General features: G+C 63.5%; 21 protein-coding genes. All 21 read right to left on the bottom strand.

Annotated elements, in window-relative coordinates; genetic code table 11:
- Position 1: 1 nt before the first annotated feature.
- Entirely contained in the window at positions 2-1,498 is a 1,497-nt protein-coding gene (gene flhF, locus OKC41_RS15390) for a flagellar biosynthesis protein FlhF (RefSeq protein WP_042017760.1), read from the bottom strand.
- Between the two features lie 16 nt (positions 1,499-1,514).
- A complete protein-coding gene (gene flhA, locus OKC41_RS15385) occupies positions 1,515-3,617 on the bottom strand; it encodes a flagellar biosynthesis protein FlhA (protein WP_010673930.1) in 2,103 nt (700 codons plus the stop codon).
- Positions 3,618-3,937: 320 nt separating this feature from the next.
- Complete coding sequence (gene flhB / locus OKC41_RS15380; RefSeq protein ID WP_201894305.1) at positions 3,938-5,068, bottom strand: flagellar biosynthesis protein FlhB; 1,131 nt, start codon at positions 5,066-5,068, stop codon at positions 3,938-3,940.
- Between the two features lie 74 nt (positions 5,069-5,142).
- Complete coding sequence (fliR, locus tag OKC41_RS15375; protein ID WP_010673928.1) at positions 5,143-5,940, bottom strand: flagellar biosynthetic protein FliR; 798 nt, start codon at positions 5,938-5,940, stop codon at positions 5,143-5,145.
- An 85-nt stretch (positions 5,941-6,025) separates the two neighbouring features.
- On the bottom strand, positions 6,026-6,295 hold the full coding sequence (gene fliQ / locus OKC41_RS15370; protein WP_010673927.1) for a flagellar biosynthesis protein FliQ: 270 nt from the start codon (positions 6,293-6,295) through the stop codon (positions 6,026-6,028).
- Between the two features lie 123 nt (positions 6,296-6,418).
- Positions 6,419-7,177 (bottom strand): flagellar type III secretion system pore protein FliP, encoded by a 759-nt coding sequence (gene fliP / locus OKC41_RS15365; RefSeq protein ID WP_010673926.1) that lies wholly within the window; start codon positions 7,175-7,177, stop codon positions 6,419-6,421.
- Positions 7,164-7,547 carry a flagellar biosynthetic protein FliO gene (gene fliO, locus OKC41_RS15360; RefSeq protein WP_010673925.1) on the bottom strand — a complete coding sequence of 128 codons (384 nt, stop codon included), beginning with the start codon at positions 7,545-7,547 and terminating at the stop codon, positions 7,164-7,166. The genes fliP and fliO overlap by 14 nt, the downstream gene beginning before the upstream one ends.
- Positions 7,544-7,939, bottom strand: coding sequence for a flagellar motor switch protein FliN (gene fliN, locus OKC41_RS15355; protein WP_010673924.1), 396 nt, complete (start codon positions 7,937-7,939; stop codon positions 7,544-7,546). The genes fliO and fliN overlap by 4 nt, the downstream gene beginning before the upstream one ends.
- 42 nt (positions 7,940-7,981) lie before the next feature.
- A complete protein-coding gene (gene fliM / locus OKC41_RS15350) occupies positions 7,982-9,055 on the bottom strand; it encodes a flagellar motor switch protein FliM (RefSeq protein WP_041212627.1) in 1,074 nt (357 codons plus the stop codon).
- Positions 9,056-9,065: 10 nt separating this feature from the next.
- A complete protein-coding gene (gene fliL, locus OKC41_RS15345) occupies positions 9,066-9,572 on the bottom strand; it encodes a flagellar basal body-associated protein FliL (protein WP_010673922.1) in 507 nt (168 codons plus the stop codon).
- Positions 9,573-9,629: 57 nt separating this feature from the next.
- Positions 9,630-11,549 carry a flagellar hook-length control protein FliK gene (locus tag OKC41_RS15340; RefSeq protein ID WP_270672138.1) on the bottom strand — a complete coding sequence of 640 codons (1,920 nt, stop codon included), beginning with the start codon at positions 11,547-11,549 and terminating at the stop codon, positions 9,630-9,632.
- An 87-nt stretch (positions 11,550-11,636) separates the two neighbouring features.
- The gene (fliJ, locus tag OKC41_RS15335) at positions 11,637-12,077 is read right to left on the bottom strand and encodes a flagellar export protein FliJ (protein WP_039039911.1); all 441 of its coding nucleotides are present in this window, start codon (positions 12,075-12,077) and stop codon (positions 11,637-11,639) included.
- A gap of 16 nt (positions 12,078-12,093) precedes the next feature.
- Entirely contained in the window at positions 12,094-13,425 is a 1,332-nt protein-coding gene (fliI, locus tag OKC41_RS15330) for a flagellar protein export ATPase FliI (protein WP_029314163.1), read from the bottom strand.
- A gap of 74 nt (positions 13,426-13,499) precedes the next feature.
- On the bottom strand, positions 13,500-14,303 hold the full coding sequence (fliH, locus tag OKC41_RS15325; RefSeq protein WP_010673918.1) for a flagellar assembly protein FliH: 804 nt from the start codon (positions 14,301-14,303) through the stop codon (positions 13,500-13,502).
- Between the two features lie 70 nt (positions 14,304-14,373).
- Entirely contained in the window at positions 14,374-15,435 is a 1,062-nt protein-coding gene (gene fliG, locus OKC41_RS15320) for a flagellar motor switch protein FliG (RefSeq protein WP_010673917.1), read from the bottom strand.
- On the bottom strand, positions 15,428-17,128 hold the full coding sequence (gene fliF / locus OKC41_RS15315; protein WP_010673916.1) for a flagellar basal-body MS-ring/collar protein FliF: 1,701 nt from the start codon (positions 17,126-17,128) through the stop codon (positions 15,428-15,430). Before fliF ends, fliG begins: the two co-directional genes overlap by 8 nt.
- 55 nt (positions 17,129-17,183) lie before the next feature.
- Complete coding sequence (gene fliE / locus OKC41_RS15310; protein WP_029314161.1) at positions 17,184-17,501, bottom strand: flagellar hook-basal body complex protein FliE; 318 nt, start codon at positions 17,499-17,501, stop codon at positions 17,184-17,186.
- A gap of 378 nt (positions 17,502-17,879) precedes the next feature.
- Positions 17,880-18,656: a hypothetical protein gene (locus OKC41_RS15305; protein WP_201894310.1), complete on the bottom strand. Its 777-nt coding sequence runs from the start codon at positions 18,654-18,656 to the stop codon at positions 17,880-17,882.
- Positions 18,657-18,759: 103 nt separating this feature from the next.
- The gene (arsC, locus tag OKC41_RS15300; RefSeq protein WP_113977750.1) at positions 18,760-19,185 is read right to left on the bottom strand and encodes a glutaredoxin-dependent arsenate reductase; all 426 of its coding nucleotides are present in this window, start codon (positions 19,183-19,185) and stop codon (positions 18,760-18,762) included.
- 51 nt (positions 19,186-19,236) lie between these two features.
- Complete coding sequence (gene arsB, locus OKC41_RS15295; RefSeq protein WP_201887801.1) at positions 19,237-20,301, bottom strand: ACR3 family arsenite efflux transporter; 1,065 nt, start codon at positions 20,299-20,301, stop codon at positions 19,237-19,239.
- Between the two features lie 88 nt (positions 20,302-20,389).
- Entirely contained in the window at positions 20,390-20,758 is a 369-nt protein-coding gene (locus OKC41_RS15290; protein WP_270672137.1) for a helix-turn-helix transcriptional regulator, read from the bottom strand.
- Positions 20,759-20,914: the final 156 nt, after the last annotated feature.

Raw genomic sequence — 20,914 nt, 5'->3', positions numbered from 1 at the left:
GTTACTCATAAAACTCCGAATCTTCGGATTCGCCAAAACCCGATCCCCAGAAATAGGGATCTTCTGCTTCCCGTTCCAGCGACCCCATGGCGGCACCGACCAGCAGCGCCGCGTTGGCAACTTGAATATCTTCCGGCACCCGTTGCCCGTCGGTGATGTAACTGATGGGCAGGGCGTTTTGAATGCACACGTTGATCACTTCACCCAGATTCAGGCTCTCGTCGAGCTTGGTCAGAATGCAGCCGGAGAGCGGAATGCGCCGGAAGTGATCCACCGCCTCCTGCATCACACGTCGCTGGGAGGTGGCCGACATGACCAGATAACTGCGGATGCGCACCTTGGCATTCTTCACCAGGGTGTCGAGCTGTTCGGTCAGGCGGATATCCCGCTGACCCACCCCGGCGGTGTCGATGAGCACCAGCCGGCGATGGCGGAACTGATAGAGGGCACTGGCCAGCTCTTCGGCGTCCCGCACCTGCCGCACCGGGCAACCCATGATGCGACCATAGGTCTGCAGCTGTTCGTGGGCACCGATCCGGTAGTTGTCCGTGGTAATGAGCGCCACCTGCTCGGCGCCATACTTCATGGCAAAGCGGGCCGCCAGCTTGGCGATGGTGGTGGTCTTGCCCACCCCGGTCGGTCCGAGCAGGGCCACCGCCCCTCCCTGACGCAGGATCTCGTCCTCGCTGATCTTGAGCTGGGCCGTCAGCACCTCGGCCAACTGGGCCATGGCCTGATGGATCGGCATGTCTTCGGGGATGAGGCCCGCCAGCTGATCGGCGAAGGCATCGTCGAACCCCATCTTCTTGAGTTCCTTGATGAGCAGGGCGCGCATGGGTTCGCGGCGTTCCACCTCCTGCCACATCAGGCCGGAGATCTGGTGCTCCAGCAGCTTGCGGATGCTGGCCATCTCCTTGCGCATCCCCTCCATCTCCTGATCCCGCTGGGCGGACTGGGCCTGGCGCGGGGCGGCGGCAGGACGGGCCTTGGGCTTGGCGGACTCGGGAGCGGCGCCCCACTGGCCCTGTTCGGCCAGGGTTCTGGGTGCACTGGCCGCGCCCGCCAGTCCGGCGGACTGGGTGCCGGCAGCGCCATTGGCGGGCCAGGAGGCCGAAGCTGGCTGACCGTTGCCTCCGTTGCCAGACCATGATCCCGGTGCGCCATTGCCACCCGCCGGGTTGGCCGGATTGAGCTTCTGCTGGCGTGCCAGCAGGGCCGCCAGGGTATCGGCGTAGTATTCGTTCTGTTCCTTGGGTGGCGCCGACCTCGTCATCTGCTTGCCCGCAGACGAGATATTGACGCTCTCTTCATTCAACTGACGGCGAACCGGCGCGTCTTTAGGCCCCGGTACCTGGGATTGATAATCGACGGCCGCGACTATCTCCACCCCACCGGTGACCTTTTTGTTGGACATGATGACGGCATCGGGTCCGAGAGTCTCCTTGACCTCGGCCAGCGCCGTGCGCATGTCTTTGGCAAAAAACCGCTTAATCTTCACCCGTCATCTCCGCTAACTAGCCCTGTCCCACCGCACTGACGATGCGGATCTGCTTGTCGTCAGGCACTTCCTGATAGGACAGCACGCGTAATCCAGGAATGGCATTCTTGACAAATTTCGCCAGGGTATTGCGCAATATCCCCGATGTCAGAAGCACGGCCGGCTGGCCTTCCAGTTCTTGTCGTTGAGTGGCTTCCACCAGGGAGCGTTGCATCCGCTCCGCCAGTCCCGGTTCGATACCGGCGCCATCTCCCCCACCTGCTTGCAGGGATTGATGCAATATACGTTCCAGTTCTGGTGACAAGGTGATCACCGGCAGCTCGGGCTCGGGGCCGGCAATCTCCTGCACAATCAATCTGCGCAGGGCGATCCGGCAGGCTGCGGTCAGCACTTCCGGGTCCGGGCTGCGGGGCGCATATTCCACGAGGGTCTGCAGGATAGTGCGCATATCGCGAATTGGCACGCCTTCATTGAGCAAATTCTGCAATACCTTCACCAGGTTGCCCATGCTGATCACCTCGGGAACCAGTCCTTCCACCAGCTTGCTCTGATGCTTCCCTATCATGTCGAGCAGTTGTTGCACCTCGTCATGACCCAGCAGCAGCGCCGCATGGTTTGAGAGGATCTGGCTCAGGTGGGTAGCCACCACGGTGGCCGCATCGACCACGGTGTAGCCAAGGGTCTGGGCCTGGGAGACCTGCTCCTTGGCGACCCAGACCGCCTCCAGCCCGAACGCCGGGTCCTGGGTAGCGATACCGTGGATCTGGCCGAACACCTGCCCCGGGTTGATGGCCATCTCCTTGTCGTGATAGACGGTGGCTTCCCCCGTGCTCACGCCCATCAGGGTGATGCGGTACTGGTTGGGGGCAAGATCCAGGTTGTCGCGAATGTGGACGGCAGGCACCAGAAAGCCCAGCTCCTGGGAGAGCTTCTTGCGCACCCCCTTGATCCGGTTGAGCAGCTCGCCCCCCTGATTCTTGTCCACCAGAGGTATCAGCTGATAACCCACCTCCAGGCCGATGATGTCCACCGGCATGACGTCGTCCCAGCTGAGATCCTTCTGCTCCACCGGGGCATCCCCCTGGGCCGGCATGAGTTCGCCGCTCGCCGCCTTCGCCTTGTTCTGCTTCTCGCGGCGCAGCAGCCACCAGGCGCCCGCCGCCGCCACCGCCCCCAGGCTCAGGAAAGCCAGGTGCGGCATGCCGGGCACGCTGCCCATCATCAGCAGGATACCTGCGGAGATCACCAGCGCCTTGGGATTTTCGAACAGTTGGCCGAGTACCGCTGTCCCCATGTCCTGGTCGGTATTCTGACGGGTGACGATGATGGCTGCGGCAATGGAGAGCAGGAGCGAGGGGATCTGGGCGACCAGACCGTCACCGATGGCGAGCAGGGTATAGACCTGGGCCGCTTCGCCGAAGGTGAGCTGGTGCTGCATCATGCCGATGATGAAGCCGCCGATGATGTTGATGAAGAGGATCATGATGCCGGCGATGGCATCCCCCTTCACGAATTTGGAGGCACCGTCCATGGAGCCGTAGAAGTCCGCTTCCTGAGTCACGTCCTGACGGCGCTTCTTGGCCTCTTCCTGGTTGATGAGACCGGCGTTCAGGTCCGCATCGATGGCCATCTGCTTGCCGGGCATGGCGTCAAGGGTGAAGCGGGCGCTCACCTCGGAGATCCGGCCCGCACCCTTGGTGACCACCACGAAGTTGATGATCACCAGGATCATGAAGACAATGATGCCCACGGCATAGTTGCCGCCGATCACCACGTTGCCGAACGCCTCGATCACATGGCCTGCCGCCGCGCTGCCGTTGTGGCCTTCCAGCAACACCACCCGGGTGGAGGCGACGTTGAGGGCGAGCCGCAGCAGGGTGGCGATCAGCAAGACGGTGGGGAAGGCGGCAAATTCCAGGGGGCGGCGGGTATAGACCGCCACCAGCAGCACCACGATGGAGAGGGCGATGTTGAATGAGAAGAGGATATCCAGCATCAGGGGCGGAATGGGGAGTACCACCATCCCCAGAGAGGCCAATACCAGCAGCGGCGTCCCTACCCCTCTGCTGAGCAGCCACTTGTACTCTTTGAAACGGCCCAGTCCCGCTTTGAATCCCATCGTGCTTCTCAATGATAAACTGCCAATGACGGATTAAAGCAAATATCAAGCCAAGGATTCAATGCATTGATCTATATGGCTTTTATTTTAACGCTGTCAGAAGTCCGTCGTTGGCGTCACGGGGAATGATGACAGGGGGGAAGCTGCCTTCACCAAGCAGGCCAAAGGCCATGGGGCGAGGCGACGCGCCTCGACAGGGAGATTGCGGCCTTGTTTGCGACACAAGGGAGAGATCGGATGGTGGGGCCATCCCACCGCTTTATTTGCGAAACGCGGGGAGCACAAGGGAGAGCACACGGGATCAGGCTGCCACCACTGCGTTATTTGCGAAACTCGGGTGGAATGGGCAGATCCGTGGCGATGGGGGTCGGGCGCCGGCCGCGGCCACGGCGGAACTTCTTGAGCTGATAGACATAGGCCAGGACCTGGGCGACGGCGGAGAAGAGCCCCTCCGGGATCTCCTGGCCAATCTCGGTGGCGTGATAGAGGGCCCGGGTGAGCGGCGGGGAGGACATGACGGGGATGTCGTATTCGCGCCCGATCTCCCGGATCTTCATCGCCACCTCGTCGACCCCCTTGGCCAGTACCTTGGGCGCCGCCCCCGGCTTGCCCGCATCGTATTTGAGCGCCACCGAGTAGTGGGTCGGGTTGGTGATGATCACATCGGCCTTGGGGACATCCCCCATCATGCGGCGCATGGCCATCTGCATCTGCAACTGGCGTATCCGCCCCTTGACCTCGGGCTTGCCTTCGCTGTCCTTGAACTCGTCCTTGATCTCCTGCTTGGTCATCTTCAGCTGGCGATTGTGGTTCCAACTCTGGAACGGCACGTCGATGGCGACAATGGGGATCAGGGCGCAGCAGAGGATGATCAGCATCCAGAGCAGCAGGTCCAGGGCATCGACGATGCCGCCGGGAAAGCCCTCGAGAGAGAGATTCAGCAGATGGTTGAACTGGCTCGACAGCATCCACCAGGCGAACAGACTGATAAACACCACTTTCGCGATGGATTTGACAAGTTCCACCAGGGATTGCACCCCGAACATCCTTTTGATGCCGCTCAGGGGGCTCAGCTTGCTCCACTTGGGCAGCATGGCCTCGGAGGAGAAGTTCATCCCGCCGAGCAGGGTGTTGCCGACGAAGGCGGCGATGATCACCAGCATGAACAGCAGCCCCAGAGGCTGGATCAGCTCCCCCAGCAGGGCGGGCACCATGGCCCCCATGGCATTGGGGTCGAACGCCTGGTCCCGGTCCAGGGTAAAGCCCATGGTGAGCACCTTGATCATGGCCCCTGCCAGACTCTCCTTGATCATCAGGAGGCCGAACACGGTCGCCAGCAGGACGCTGGCGGTACCCAGCTCCTTGGAACGTGCAATCTGCCCTTTTTCCCGGGCCTGTTGCAGTCGTTTGCCCGTGGGTTGCTCTGTGCGTTCCTGATCGGTATCAGCCATGCTGGCCTCCTGCCGGCATCAGCCGACTGGCGGCCCGCCAGACTGGCGGCAAAAGGGCCGCAACCGGGAGGGCCTCAGTCATGCTGGCCCCCGAAGCATTGGACGTTGATGAGCTCGCAGCTGGTCTCCTGCACCCGCTCCCAGAGCGCGTCGAAGTGTCCCATGAAGCCACCTATGGTGAGCCAGAGGATGAACAAACCCGACATCATGCTGACCGCAAAGCCGATGCTGAAGATGTTGAGCTGGGGGGCCGCACGGGTCATCACCCCGAACGCGAAGTTGATCAGCAGCAGGGCGATGATGGCCGAGAGCGCCATCACCAGAGAAGCCTGATACATGACCCCGAGAAAGCTCACCAGGCTGCGGATGGCAGGCAGGGTGAGCCCGCTGTCAGATACCGGCAGGGTTTCGAAACTCAGCACCACCATGCGCAGCATCAGCAGGTGGCCGTCCACCGCGAGAAACACCAGGGTCGCCAGCATCAGGTAGAACTGGCCCACCACGGGAGCCGACTGGCCGTTCATGGGGTCCACCAGGGTGGCAAAGCCCAGGCTGGTCTGCATGGCGATGACCTGACCCGCCATCACGAAGGTCTCCAGCAGGAACTGGGTCATGAGGCCGAGCGCGATGCCGATGAGCAGTTGCTGCCCCAGCACCAGGAAGCTGCCGAGGGAGAAGAGCTCGATCTTCGGCATGGGGGGCAGCAGGGGGGCGATGATGAGGGTGATCGCCAGCGCCAGGCCGATGCGGATATGGGCAGGGGCGAGCCGGCTGCCAAAGACCGCCATCACCATCAGGAGACTGCTCACCCGGGCCAGGGGCCAGAGGATGGAGGAGAGCCACTCCATGATGAGCGCCGTGGTGTAGGTCATGACAGCAACACTCCCGGCAGGGGCAGGCCAACGGGAGGACGCAGGCACCGGTCTGCCAGAGCGAAAGGGTGGCCCTTGGCTGGCATCAGCCCACCACCTCGGGGATCTGGCTCACCATCAGCTGGAAGAAGTCCATCAGACTCTGCAATCCCCAGTGAGCCCCCGCCCCCAGGGCCAGCAGGGTGACCACCAGACGGGGCAGGAAGCTCAAAGTCTGTTCGTTGATGGAGGTGGCGGCCTGGAAGATGGCGACCACCAACCCCACCATCAGGCTCGGCAGGATCACGGCGCACACCATGATGGTCACCAGCCAAAGCGCCTCGCGAAAGACGTCGACGAAGGTTTCAGGACTCATTGCTCGCTCCTTGTGATGGGTTTGCCCAAGGCCGCATCCTCCCGGCCTCCTCCTTCGAGAGGAAGAGAGGCCTCGCGCCCTCCCCGAGTGAAGGGGAGAGCCAGGGGGAGGGTCTGCCCTCCCCTAACCACCCGAGCCCAGCCCGAAGCTGGTGGCCAGGGAGCCCAGAATGAGGTTCCAGCCATCCACCATGACGAACAGCATCAGCTTGAACGGCAGGGAGACCAGCATGGGGGAGAGCATCATCATCCCCATGGCCATCAGGATACTGGCGACCACCAGATCGATGACCAGGAAGGGCAGAAACAGCATGAAGCCTATCTGGAAGGCGGTCTTGAGCTCGCTGGTGACAAAGGCCGGGATCAGCACCCGCAGCGGCACGTCCGCAGGCTCGGCCACCTGCACGTTCGCTATCTCCATGAAAGTATTGAGATCCTTGACCCGGGTCTGGGCCAGCATGAACTGGTGAATGGGCAGCTCCGCCTTCTCCAGGGCCTCCTTGGCCCCGATGGTCTCGGCCAGATAGGGCTGCAACGCCTCGTTGTTGATGCGATCCAGCACTGGCGACATGATGAAAAACGACATGAAGAGGGCGATGCCGATCAGCACCTGGTTGGAGGGGCTCTGCTGCAGACCGATGGCCTGGCGCAGGATGCCGAGCACCACGATGATCCGGGTGAAGGAGGTCATCATGATCACCATGGCCGGCAGGAAGGAGAGCGCGGTCATCAGCGCCAGCACCTGCAGGGTCAGGCTGTACTCCTGACTGCCATCCGCCATGGTCTTGACGGTGAGTGCCGACATGCCGTCCTGGGCCATCGCCAGGGGCGAGAGCACCAGGGAGAGCAGTGCCAGCCACCGGGTCCAGTTAACGTTTTTCATGCTTGCCCATCAGTTTGCCCAGTTGCTCGGAGAACGCCTGGGGCTGGCTCTCGTCCAGCGGCTCCTCCAGGCGATAGAGGAAGTTGACCTGCTGCGGCGTCACCCCGACCAGCAGCTGCTGGCCGCCCACCTTGACCACCATCAGCTTCTCCTTGTAGCCAAGGGGCAGGGTGGCGATGACCTTCATCTGGCCCCCTCCCATCACCTGGGAAAGCTTGCTCTTCTTGAGCAGGAAGCCCAGCACCAGAATAAGGCCGATCACCATCAGGCTGGAGAGCAGCCAGGAGGTGAGGCTGGGGGGATTGGCCCCTACCCCCGGGTTGGCCAGGGCAGGCAGGGAAAACAGCCACAACGGGAGCACACGGATCATTTGAGCTTCTTGATCCTTTCAATCTGGCTGATGACGTCGGTGAGGCGGATACCGAACTTGTCGTTCACCACCACCACCTCGCCGTGGGCGATCAGGGTGCCGTTGACCAGCACGTCCAGGGGTTCACCCGCCACCCGATCCAGCTCCACCACCGAGCCCTGGTTCAGTTGCAGCAGGTTGCGAATGCTGATCTGGCTGCGGCCCACTTCCATGGCGATGGTCACCGGGATGTCCAGAATGGTGTCCAGCTTGCGCCGCTCTTCAGCGCTGATGGGGGCTTCGTCCTTCAACTCCTCCAGGGGGGCAGGCTTGGCTTCGGCCGTGACCTGCTCCTCCAGTGCGGCCGCCCAGGCGTCAGCCATCAAATCCTGCTCGTCATCGGTTCCGCTCATCTTCAATTCCTCAGTGTTGCAACACCTCCCCCGGGGGGAGGATCAATCAGGGTGTTTGTCAGAGATGCTTCGCTCGAGCTCTTCCAGCTCGGCTTCGCCATCAATGCGCACGCCCCCGCGGGTCACCAGATGCATCTCTGTCTTGACCCCGTCAGGGCGCTTGATTTTGTCGGTGATCTTGAGCGCCACGTTCTCCTTGGTGCGCCCCATCTTGGCGTGGAAGGTGGGCAAGTCCTCCACGAACACCAGCAGGTTCTCCGGCATCTCCACCGGGATGATGTCCCCGGGTCTGAGCTCCATCAGCTCACGCAAGGAGAGCTCTGTCTCCAGCAGCTTGGCCTTGAGCTCCACCTTGACGTCCATGATCTCGTCGCGCAGGGCCTTGCTCCAGCGCACGTCGGTATCCCCCTTGTCGCTCTGCACCCCCGCATCCAGCAGTTCGCGGATGGGTTCCAGCATGGAGTAGGGCATGGCCACGTGGAAGTCGCCGCCGCCGCCGTCCAGCTCGATGTGGAAGGAGCTCACCACGATCACTTCGGTGGGGCTGACGATGTTCGCCATGGCCGGGTTCACTTCGGAGTCGAGGTATTCAAAGCCCACGTCCATCACCGGCGCCCAGGCATCCTTGTAGTCCTCGAACACCAGCTTGAGCAGCATCTGGATGATGCGCCGCTCGGTGGGGGTGAATTCCCGCCCCTCGATCTTGGCGTGGTAGCGGCCATCACCGCCAAAGAAGTTCTCCACCAGGATGAAGACGAGCCGCGCCTCCATGGTGATGAGCGCCGTCCCCTTGAGGGGGCGGAAACGCACCATGTTCAGACTGGTGGGCACGAACAGGGTGTGGACATATTCGCCGAACTTGAGCATCTGCACGCCGTTGATGGAGACCTCGGCGGTGCGCCGCATCATGTTGAACAGGCTGATGCGCATGTGGCGGGCAAACCGTTCGTTCACCAGCTCCAGGGTCGGCATGCGGCCGCGGACGATGCGGTCCTGGGAGGAGAAGTCGAACTGGGCGATACCGGGATCCCCGGCTGATCCCAGCTCCTCCTCCTCGACATCGTCGACGCCGTGCAGCAGGGCATCAATCTCGTCCTGACTTAACAGATCGCTCACGCTTCACCTTTCATTGCATGACAAAGCCGGTAAACAGCACTTGTTCGATTACGGGAGAAGAGACCAGGTCGTTCAGCACCCGGCGGCACTCTTCCAGCGAATCCTGACGCAGCTTCTCCTTGCCCTCGAAGGTCATCAGCTGTTCAGCGGTCGCCGAGCTGAAGACCCGCAGCAAGGTGCCTTCGATCAGGGGAATGTTCTGTTTGGCCAGGGTTTCGTCGGCGGTGCCGCGCACCATCAGCTGGATCTTGATCTGCACCAGCCGATCCCGCTGGCCTCCCGCCACGTTGAACACGAAGGGACGGGGCATGCCCACATAGAGCGAGGGCTGGGGCGTGTTCGCCTCCGGCTTGGCCTCGCTCTTTTCGGCAGCGGGCTCATCCCCACCGGCGAGCATGAACCAGGCGCCGGCGCCGCCCCCGCCAAGGAGCACGACGGCCAGGGCGACTATCATGATCAGCTTCTTTTTCTTGCCTGCCGCCGGATCCTTCAGCGTCAGTTCGTTATCGTCTGCCATCCCTTGTCCACCCTAGTCTCAAACTTGTTCGGTATCATAAACTTACTTAAGAATGCATCAAGCATAGAAATCGATTCCGGCATCGTTTGCCGATTCCACCAGCAGCGTGAGGTTGCGAGCGCTCCCCTCGGCCTCTCTGCCATCGCTGCCGCCGCCATTTCCCCCCTGTCGCCCCTGGTCACCGAAACCGGACTGACCCTGGGAGGATGACTGCCCCTGCTGCTGGAAGGCTTGCTGCTGCGCCTGTTGTTGCACCACGGTCTGGCCGAGCTGGATCCCCTGCCCTGCCAGCATGTCACGCAGGCGCGGCATGGCCTGCTCCAGCATCTCACGGGTCTGGCCATGCTGCACCACGAAGTGCACGCTGGCCTGGCTGGAGGCATCCATCTGGATTTGGATCTTCATCTTGCCAAGCCCCAGGGGGTCTAGCTGGATCTCCGCCTGTTGCAGCTTGTCCGCCAGCATCAGGTTCACCTTGTGGTGCAGCTGCTCGGGAGCCTCAGGGGTCGCCAGCTTGAGGTGGGGCAGGCTCTGGGGCTCTCGTCTGACGGTCACCTCGGCCAGCGGTCTGTTCTCGCCGACCTGGCTCTGGGCCTGATGCAAAGGCTGGCTCCCCTCGGCGGGTTCACTGCCCTTGACCTCCATCCCCGACTGTTTGCCCAGCTCATCGAGCCGGGACTTGTCCACCGCGGGCTTCACCGACACGGCAACGCCGGCGGCCACCACGGGGGCGCTCTCCATCTGGTCCAGGCCCGCCGAGAGGGCCGTCAGGGGAGCCTGTGCCCCCTGGGATTCATGACGGGCCAGGATCTGCGGCGCCACCTGCACGGGGGCCGGGTCCTCCGTCGTCACGGGCTGGCTGCTCCCTGCATTCACCGCAGGCTCGGCCCCTGCACGGGCTCCCTGCCCGCTCGCGGCCTCAGCCTGTCTGGCCTCACCGGCGACAGGGGCGTCCTTCTCTGCCCCTGTCGCCGTCGCGGGCGGGACGGACTCCGGTGTGGCCGCAGAGGCCGGCCCCTGCGCCACCGTCCGGATCACGCCATCGCCATAGGCGCTGGTGGCATGGGAAGCGGTTGTCCCCTGTCCGGCCGACGCCAGGGGATTGGTCACCTGTGCCTCTTGCGATGAGTCAGCCCGGGTGACAGTGGGAGCCTGGGCGTTTTCTCCGGCCACTACTTTGGCGAGCAGGGCGGCACGCTCCTGACCCGAGAGAGGGGGCTCGCCCCCCTTGGCATCCGGCTCCGCTCCCTTGCCTGCCATGGGCTGGCGGGTCACCCCGCCCTGGTCGGCCACGGCGGTGTCATCGGCCAAGGGGGGCTCTTCGGCCCCCAGCGGCAGAGCCCCCTGACCGCTCGGCACGGCGCTGGCGCCTTGGGCCACACCGGGGTTGGCTTTCGTTTTGTTCCCTTCATGCTGACGCTCTGGCGCCATCTGCGGCAGGGAGGCGCTCCCCTCTGTCGCCTCCACGCTCTCTGCCAACCCCACGTCCTCTGCCATTCCCACCCCCTCTGCCATCCCAGGCGCAGCGGCGCCAGGCGGCAAGGGGTTGCCGTCCACAGACGCCGCCGCCTCACCGGCCATGGCGGGCGATGTCGGGGGCACCACCAGGCTCACATCCTGGCGCAGGGAGGCTTGCAACTGTTGCAGGAAGTCGTCGGGAGGCAGCTCCCCCTCGTCGTCCGCCCCCTTCGAGGAAGACGCGGACTCGGTGGCGGGCTCGTCAGACGCCAAAGATTTGGCAGCCGGGGCAAGCCCCTCCCGGGTGCCCTCGGCGGGCCCCTGGAGTGGTGGATTGCCCTGACTGGCTGGCGCCTTGCCCATCAGCTGGGCCATGGCCATGGCTTGCGAGAAGGCGGCCTTGCCCTCGCCTGACGGCTGCACGCCCCCTTCGCCCCCGACGGTGGGAGGCAGCAGGGTGGCGCTGCCATCGGCAGAAGGCGCCTGGGGGAGAGTGCTAATCAAGGGGGTCTGTATCATGCTGGGATCCCTGACGACGATTCGGTGACGGCCGCACGTGCGGTCATGGCTTGGCCCATCGGCCTCGCATGACTGGAAGAAAGCAAATTACAGGCCAGATTGGTGATAACGACGCAGGATGGCGTAGTCATCCAGCATCTTCTGCTCCTGGCGCTGGGCCTTCTGGCGCACCTTGTCCGCCTTCTTCTCCAGCAGCAGCTCGACCGCCTTGCGCCGCTGCTGGGCTTCGAGCCACTGGGTGCGGCACTCGGCCAGTGCCTCGCGCACCTGCAATACCCCTTGGTACTGCTGGGTCGCCGCGTTTTCGAGCTTGTTGATGAAGGCGTGATACTGGCTGTTCTGCTGGGGGCTGATCCCCTGCAGACCGCGCTCCGTCCACTGCTGGTGGTAGATCTGGCGATACTGGTTGAGGGCGTTTTGCTGATCCATGAACAGCTTGAGATCCTGCTGGGCCTTGGCCAGCGCCATGGCGGCCTGCTGTTCGGCCTCCTCCAGCCGACTCGCCAGCAACGTCAATCCTTTACTCATAAGGGCTCTCCACCGGTCAACGCATCAGGGGCATGGCCACCAGTTGCAGGGATTGCAGGCCTTCATCGTAGTGAATGACCTCGCGCATTTTCTGCTGCAAGAACTGATCCAGATAGGGTTTCTGGATGATGGCCCGGTCGATGCGCGGATCCGAGCCCTGGCTATAGGCGCCGATGGTGATGAGATCCCGGTTCTGCTGGTAGAGGGAGTAGAACTGCTTGAAGGTGCGCGCCAGCTCCATGTGCTCCGGTGAGGTCACCATGGGCATGACCCGGCTGATGGATTTTTCGATGTCGATGGCCGGATAGTGGCCCGCATCCGCCAGCTCCCGCGCCAGCACGATGTGGCCATCGAGGATGGCCCGGGCCGCGTCGGCGATGGGATCCTGCAGATCGTCCCCCTCCGTCAGCACGGTGAAAAAGGCGGTGATGGAGCCCTGGCCGTCGCTGCCGTTGCCGGCCCGCTCCACCAGCGCCGGCAATTTGGCAAACACCGAGGGGGGATAGCCCTTGGTGGCCGGCGGCTCCCCCACCGCCAGTGCAATTTCCCGCTGTGCCTGGGCGTAGCGGGTGAGGGAGTCCATCAGCAGCAGCACGTTGAGCCCCTGCTCGCGGAAATACTCGGCGATGGCGAGCGCCGTCTCGCACCCCTTGAGGCGCATCAGCGGCGAGGCATCGGCAGGGGCGGCCACCACCACGGCGCGCTCGCGCCCCTCGGCGCCGAGGATCTCCTCGATGAACTCCTTCACCTCCCGGCCCCGCTCGCCGATGAGGCCCACCACAACCACATCCGCCACCGAGCCCCGGGTCATCATGCCAAGCAGCACGGATTTGCCGACACCGGAGCCGGCGAACAGCCCCATACGCTGACCCCGGCCCACGGTGAGCACGGCATTGATGGCCCGTACCCCCACGTCCATGGGTTGATGGATGGGGCGACGGGCCAGGGGATTGATGCGGTGCTGGGCGAACTGCACCGTCTGGGACGAGAGGATGGGACCGAGCCCGTCCAGGGGCTGGCCGATGCCGTCGATGACCCGGCCAAGCAGACTCATGCCCACCGGAATGCCGTGATCTTCGGTGACGGGCACCACCCGGGCGCCGGGAATGACCCCCTTGAGCTGCTCGCTCGGCATCAAGAACAGGCGATCCCCGGCAAACCCCACCACCTCGGCCTCCAGGGCCCCATCCTGGGTATCGATGCGGCACAGGGAGCCGATGGCAGCGCGGCAGCCAATGGCTTCCAGGGTCAACCCCACCACCCGGGTGAGCTTGCCTGCCACCGGTGGTATGGGGGCCTGCTCGCGAACCCGGTAGCCTTTAAGCCGATCAAGAAGGGGTGCCGTCATGTCGCCTCCGACGATGAGTGCCTGATGATGCCGTCAGCAGGGCGCTGCACGACGGGTTCGAACCAGGCCATGGCTCAGCTCGCGTTGTCACGCAGGAAATTGCGCAGCAGTTGATCGATGCGCCCACAGAGGGTGAGATCGATGCTGGAAAGCTCGGTGGCCAGTTGCAGATCGCCGGGGGAGAAGGTGGGCTCGCTTTGCAGCCGCCAGTGGCGCCTGGCGCACTCCTCGGCGCCAAAGGCGGCCTCCACCCGGGTCACATCCTCCGGGTGCAGCATCAGGGTGACCCCCTGCTCGGCGGCAGGGAGCAGGGCCAACCCCTGCTTGAGGGCCTCCAGCAGCAGCGTGGGGGAGGTTTGCGCCTCATGGCGGATGAGGGCGCGGGCGAGCTGTTGCACCAGGGCGATGAGCTGCTGCTCCACCGCTTCGTCCATCTCGCCAAGGGGAGTGGCCAGGCGTGAGACCAGGGCTTGCCAGCGGGCTATCTCCAGCTCCACCTGCTCCCGCCCCATGGCTAGTCCCTCTTCCCTGCCCTGCTCCAGCCCGGCCTGGTGGCCCTGCTGCAAGCCTTCGAGCTTGCCCTCTTCCAGCCCCTTGGCAAAACCGGCCTCGCGCCCATCGCGCATCCCCTCTTCCCAGGCGGCCTGACGAATCGCCTCCACCTCTTCGGCGGTGATGCTGGGGGCGGGCTCTTCGGGTTGTTCTTCCGGCAGGGCCGCATCGGCCTGCTCCTGACGATACCAGTCAGGAGCCAGCCCCAGGGCATTGGTCTCGACCTCGGCTTCGGTCTCCATCTCTGGCCAGCCCCAGGTCTCAATCTGCGCCGTGTCGGACTCGGGCCTCAGATAGCCGCGCAGTTTGCTGTTCTTGTCATTCATGTGCCGAAGAGACTCCTATCGAGGGCCGAGTACAGGGGCCGACATCATCGCACATTCCATGGCCCATGGCTTAGAGGAACTCTTCGCCACCACCCGCCCCCAGCATGATCTCGCCCGCATCCGCCAGGCGGCGCGCCGTAGAGAGGATCTCCTTCTGGGCGGCCTCCACCTCGGAGACCCGGATCGGCCCCATGGCCTCGAGGTCGTCCGCCAGCATCTCGGCGGCCCGCTTGGACATGTTCTTGAATACTTTTTCCCGCATCTGGTCGTCCGACCCCTTGAGGGCCCGTTGCAGCAGATCCCCGGGCACTTCCCGCAACAGGGTCTGGATGCCCCGATCGTCCACGTCGATGAGGTTTTCGAACACGAACATCAGATCCTGGATCTGCTGGCTCATCTCCTCGTCCGACTCGCGGATGGAGTCCATCAGCTGCCCTTCGATGTTGGTGTCCAGGTAGTTCATGATGTTGGCCGCAGCCTTCAGGCCGCCCATCTTGGCCGCCTGGGCACCGGCCGCACCGGCGAACTGTTTCTCCATGATGTCGTTGAGCTCCTGCAGCGCCGCCGGTTGCACCTCTTCGAGGTTGGCGATGCGCATCACCAGATCCAAGCGCACCTGCTCCGGGAACTGGCTCAGGATCTCGGCGGACTGCTCCGGCTCCAGATAGGAGAGGACGATGGTCTGGATCTGCGGGTGCTCGTTCTGGATGATGCTGGCCACCTGGCGGGCATCCATCCACTTGAGGGAGTCGAGGCCGCGGGCACCTGACCCCAGGATGATCTGATCCACCAGGTTGCTGGCCTTGTCCTCCCCGAGCGCCGCCACCAGGGCCTTGCGCACGAAGTCTTCACTGCCGATGCCGATGTTGGTGTACTTCTGGATGTCGTCGATAAATTGACGATGCACCGCCGCCACCCGATCGTGGCTGAAATCCGACATGGAGGCCATGGACATGCCGAGCCGCTGCACCTGCTTGGGCTCGAGGTGGCGGAAGATCTGGGCCGCGTCCTCCTCGTTGAGGCTCAGCATCAACACCGCCGCCATCTCCATGCCGCCCATCTGATCCAGGATCAGGCGCTGGCTTTCGGTGATGTCGTTGCCGGTGACCTGGCTTTTATTCTCTTCAGGCATCTTTGGTTACCCATTCTTTGATGACCTGGGCAGCCAGGTCAGGTTCGTTCGCTACCAGGGCGCGCACGGCCTTGAGCAGATCCTCGTCACGGTGCAGGTCAGGCAGCTTGAGCTGACCATCCCGCAGACCGAATACCGGTTCGGCCTCGGCCTGGGCGGCCAGCAGGCTCAGTTCGTCGTCGCCACCCAGCACGGTGTGGTTGTCGAAGTCCAGCTCCCCTTCCGGCTTGGCGTCCGGGTAGAGCAGGCGCTTGAGCATGGGCCGCACCACGGTGACGATGAGCACTATGATGACCAGCACGGAGGCGGCGATGCGCACCGCGCGCCAGAACCAGGGCTGCTCGTAGAGAGGGATGTCGGCCACGGTCTCGAGTTCCGGGCGGTTGAACGGAATGGCGACCACCTCCAGGGTATCCCCCCGGGTCACGTCAAAGCCCAGACCGCCGCTCAGCAGACGGCGCAGGGTATCGAGTTCGGCCTGGCTGCGGGCTTCCCGGGTCACGGCACCGTCGGCGCCGGGGATGGCCTTGTAGTCCACCGCCACCGACACCGTCATGCGGCGAATGCCGCCCTGCTGGCGCCGGATGTGGCTGACGGTGGTGTCCAGTTCGAAGTTGCGGGTCGCTTCCTTGCGGGAACGGCCGGAAGAGGCGGTTCCTTCTGCGCCGGCAGCCTGCTCGGGAATGTTGGACGCGGCGGGCGGCTGGTTGGAGAGGGCGCCGGGCACCCCGCCGTTGCTGCCGCTGGCGCTGTTCTCTTCCATGGTCATTTCGGAGCGCACCGCCGGCAGGTCCGGGTTGTAGGTCTTGCGGGTCTGTTCCTGCTGGGAGAAGTCGAGGGAGAGATCCACCTCCGCCGTATAGTTGTCGGCCCCCAGCACCGGGATCAGGATGGCGTCAATTTTTTGTTTGTATTCGAGCTCCTGCTTCTGCTGCATCGCAAACTCCTTGCGGGTCTGGGCAGAGAGGGGATCCTGGGAGCCGGAGTTGAGCAGGCGACCGTTCTGGTCGGTCACGGTGACGCGGGTCGGCTCCAGACCGTGAACGGCGGAGGCGACCATGTCGACGATGGAGTCCACCTCACCCTGGCCCAGGGCGTTGCCCTTGAGGCTCAGGACCACGGTGGCGCTGGGCTTGCGTTCGTTGCGGGCAAACACGTTGTCTTTCGGGATAGCCAGCAGCACCTGGGCCTTGGCGACGTTCTGGAACTGCTCGATGGCGCTCGCCAGCTGGCGCTCACGGCTCAGTTTCAGGCGCTCGCTCTCCATGCGCTGGCTGACGCCGAAGCTGGAGTCCTTGAGCAGGATGGCTTCGCCGTCGTTGCTGGCGTCGCTGTTGTTGGCCAGACCGGCGCGGGTCAGGCGCAACCGGATGTCCGCATAGTTTTCGGCACTGACCAGCACACTCTTGCCGTCCACCTGATAGGGGATCTTCTGCTGATCCAGGTAATCCAGGGTGGAGACCAGCTCCTGGGTGGTGAAGGTGCCGAGGGGACGCATCTCCGGCTCCTTGCCCCACAAGAGGATGAAGACGGCGATGGCCAGACAGATGGTCAGCCCCAGGATCAGGGTGATCTGGCGCAACACATCGGTGTTGGACAGGAAGCCCAGCGCCGAGCTCTTCTGCTCGTGCTCGTCGAGGGCGGCCGCCCCCTCGTTGTTGATCAGCAGATCGCCGTTTTGATCAGTTGCCACGGTTTATGTCCTTATTGCTGACATCTTCATGATGCTCGGTCGCCATGGGCCCGAGTTACACCGGCATGTTCATGATGGTCTTGTAGGCATCGACCATCTTGTTGCGCACCTGCACCGTCGCCTCGAAGGCGATGGAGGATTTCTGGCCGGCGATCATCACCTGGGAGAGATCCACCGACTTGTCGCCGAGATCGAAGCGGGTACGCAGATCGTTGGCGGTGCCCTGCAACTCGTTGACGTTGTCCAGGGCCTGTTGCAGCATCTGGCCGAAATCCGAACTGACCGGACGACCGGGCTGGGTCAACGGCGTGGCACCGGCTTCCACCTTGAGGGCCTGCATCTCTTGCATCAGGCTGCTTGCGCTAATTTCCATCTTCCCTTCCCAGACAAATCATTGACACTGACTGGCTTGAAGCAATAAAGGTGCCAACCAGAGCGAGATCTCGAGATCAGGGATAAAAGCGGGGCGCGATCAGGCCGGCGGGCACCGGCCATCCGGGGATCAGGCCGTAGAGCCGGGGGGATCGCCCAGCCGCCGCCGCAGATAGATGCTCTGCTTGTCCCACTCCCGGCGGTGGGTAGCCATCCGATCCTGCTCGGCCTCATGGGTCATCTTGCTCTCCTTGTCGCTGGACTCTGTGCGGCGCCCATGAAAAAGAGGGCCCAAGGCCCTCTTTTTACTGCAAGTCCCGACAAGTAAACAGGGTACATCTCTAGCCATCCATGAAAGACCGGGTCAGATTGGCAGGGGTTACTTGTTCAGCTCATCATCCAGCCAATACTTGGAGCCCGAGATGTTGGCGTCAAGCAACAGCCCCTTCTCGCCAATCTGATAGATGGCCATGCCGCCATTGTATTTGGCGGTGAGCTCGGCGCTCTCCTTGCCCGCCACGGCGCCCACCTCGGAGGTGGCTTCCCACCCCTTGCTGACGAAGGCATCGAACCTCGCCTTGTCCTCGAACAGGATCACCTGCTGGTAGAACTTGCCGCCGATCCCGGCCGCAAGACCGGCACCGAACATCTTCATGTAGGTGTGCTTGCCACTGGTGCGATTGATGGCGACCCCGGCCCCCTGATTGGTATGGATCATCAGGGAGAACTTGCGCGAGTCGAACACTGCATAGCCATAAGCCTTGTCAAACAGCAACTTGGCCGAGGGCTGCTCGTTGAACAGCCGCACCAGGGCGGTATCGGCCATGGTATCGAGGGCGGTTCTCGCCTCCTCCGGGGTCTTGGGCTCGAGCATGGTGTCGAGCTTCTTGTCGGCGGCGGTCAGCCACTCCTTGCCGGTGGCCGCGCTCTCTGCCGTCCAGGCCCCCGCCTTGTTGTAGGCTTCGGCCCCCCAGCTGGACACCGACTCCCAGGTTTCCTTGGAAAAATCGGTGATCCCCTTCCACGCCTCCTTGCTGGTATCGCTCACCGCGGTACCGAGTTCGGAGGCGGCCTCCTTCAGCTTTGCCCAGTCGGCCAGACCGGGGGTTGAGGCCAGCGCCAGTGCCGTGGCTATCACCAAGAATCGAATCTTCATTGTTTCCACCCTCTGTGATGAGTCGAAGGTCACAGTAGCAGATCTGGCGCCTGCCCGTTAAGGGCATCCCCCCGGCGCGGGTCAGACGCTGACGCGCAGGGGCTCAACGAAGCCGTTTGCCCTGGCCGTCCACCACCTGCTCGCCATCCTCCTTGGCAAAGGCCCCTTGCTGCGGGTCGGGCAGGATATCGAGCACCACCTCCGACGGGCGACACAGCCGGGTGCCGAGGGGGGTGACCACGATGGGCCGGTTGATGAGGATGGGGTGGGCCAGCATGGCGTCGATCAGTTCGTCATCGCTGAAGCGATCTTCTGCCAGCCCCAGCGCCTCGTAGGGGGGCACGTTCTTGCGCAGCAGATCGCGCACCGGCATGCCCATGGCGGCGATCAGGGCCACCAGCTCGTCGCGGGAGGGGGGCGTCTCCAGATAGTGAATGATGGTGGGCTCCACACCGCTGTTGCGAATCAGCGCGAGGGTGTTGCGGGAGGTGCCGCACTCTGGATTGTGATAGATAGTGATTGCACTCATTTACCTGTCTCTCATGACTCAAGTGAATAGAAATGGGTTAGTGGCCATCCGTTAGCGCTTTAGCCCCGCCTCGTACCAGGGTTTGCTGGCGTTGACCACGCGCACCACCAGCAGCATGACCGGCACCTCGATGAGCACCCCGACCACGGTGGCGAGCGCCGCGCCGGAATGAAAGCCGAACAGGCTGATGGCGGCGGCCACCGCCAGCTCGAAGAAGTTGGAGGCCCCGATCAGAGCGGAAGGACAGGCCACCGAGTGCTTCTCCCCCACCTTGCGGTTGAGCCAGTAGGCGAGCCCGGAGTTGAACAGCACCTGGATCAGGATGGGCACCGCCAGGAGGGCGATGACCAGCGGCTGCTCGATGATGGCGTTGCCCTGAAAGGCGAACAGCAGCACCAGGGTGAGCAGCAGGGCCGCCACCGACCAGGGCTGGATGCGGGTCATGACGCCGTCAAAATGGGCCTGCCCCTTTCTCAGCAAGGCCTTGCGCAGCAGCTGGGCGAGGATGACGGGGATGACGATGTAGAGCACCACCGAGGTGAGCAGGGTATCCCAGGGCACGACTATGCTGGAGACCCCCAGCAGCAGCGCCACCAGCGGGGCAAAGGCAAACACCATGATGAGGTCGTTCACCGCCACCTGCGACAGGGTGAAGTAGGGATCGCCGTTGGTGAGGCGACTCCAGACAAACACCATGGCGGTACAGGGGGCCGCCGCCAGCAGGATGAGGCCCGCCACGTAGCTGTCCAGCTGATCCGCCGGCAGCCAGTCGGCAAACAGCACGCGGATGAAGAGCCAGCCGAGGAAGGCCATGGAGAAGGGCTTGACCAGCCAGTTGATGAAGAGGGTGACCCCGATTCCCTTGAGGTGCCCCTTCACCTGGTGCAGGGCGCCAAAGTCGATCTTGAGCAGCATGGGGATGATCATCACCCAGATAAGCAGCCCCACCGGCAGGTTGACCCTGGCCACCTCCATGGCGCCGATGGCCTTGAAGAGACTCGGCAACCCCTGCCCGAGGCCAATGCCCACCAGGATGCAGAGGGCGACCCAGGCGGTCAGATAACGTTCAAAAAAGCCGATGGCAGGGGCTGCCTTGGCCTCACAGCTTGCAGACATGATGACTCCCGGTGCGATCCACGCTCGCACCCCAGGTTGAATAGATGAATGACACGGCACATGGGCATAGACAGCCCGGCATGGCCCGTTACGACTCGCCGCAGCAGGGCGACGACGCCTCGGCGCGGGAAGCGCTGCCGGGCCCGGCGGGCAGCAGGCCGCACGCCTCGGGATGACCGGCGCAGCACTCCTCGGTGAGGTAGGCGATCACCCCCAGCATCAGGGGGATGTTGGCGCGATAGCGCAGAAAGCGCCCCTCCTGCTCCACCGACAGCAACCCGGCGTTGAGCATCCCCTTGAGGTGAAACGAGAGGGTATTGGGGGCGATGTCGAGCTCGCCAGCCAGCTCCCCCGCGACCCGCCCCTCCAGCCCGGCCTTGACCAGCAGCCGCCACACCTCGAGCCGGATGCCGGAAGCCAGCGATTCAAAGACCTTGGTGGCCGTCTCTTTGTTCATGGGTCTCCCCCCTTGGATGCTTCATTTCAACTATACAAGAATTATTGAAATGATCAAAGTGTCACCACCGAGCCGACATCGCGACGGGACGGGCCACCAGAGGCGCCGCCCCGGCCATGTCGTGCCCGCCAGCGGCCTCATGTCAGTCATACGGCT

The organism is Aeromonas sp. QDB17 (assembly GCF_027705305.1).
In the GTDB taxonomy this organism is placed as follows: Bacteria; Pseudomonadota; Gammaproteobacteria; order Enterobacterales; family Aeromonadaceae; genus Aeromonas; species Aeromonas caviae.
Note: the sequence above shows the minus strand (reverse complement) of the source record. Positions and strands in the feature narration are given on the sequence as shown.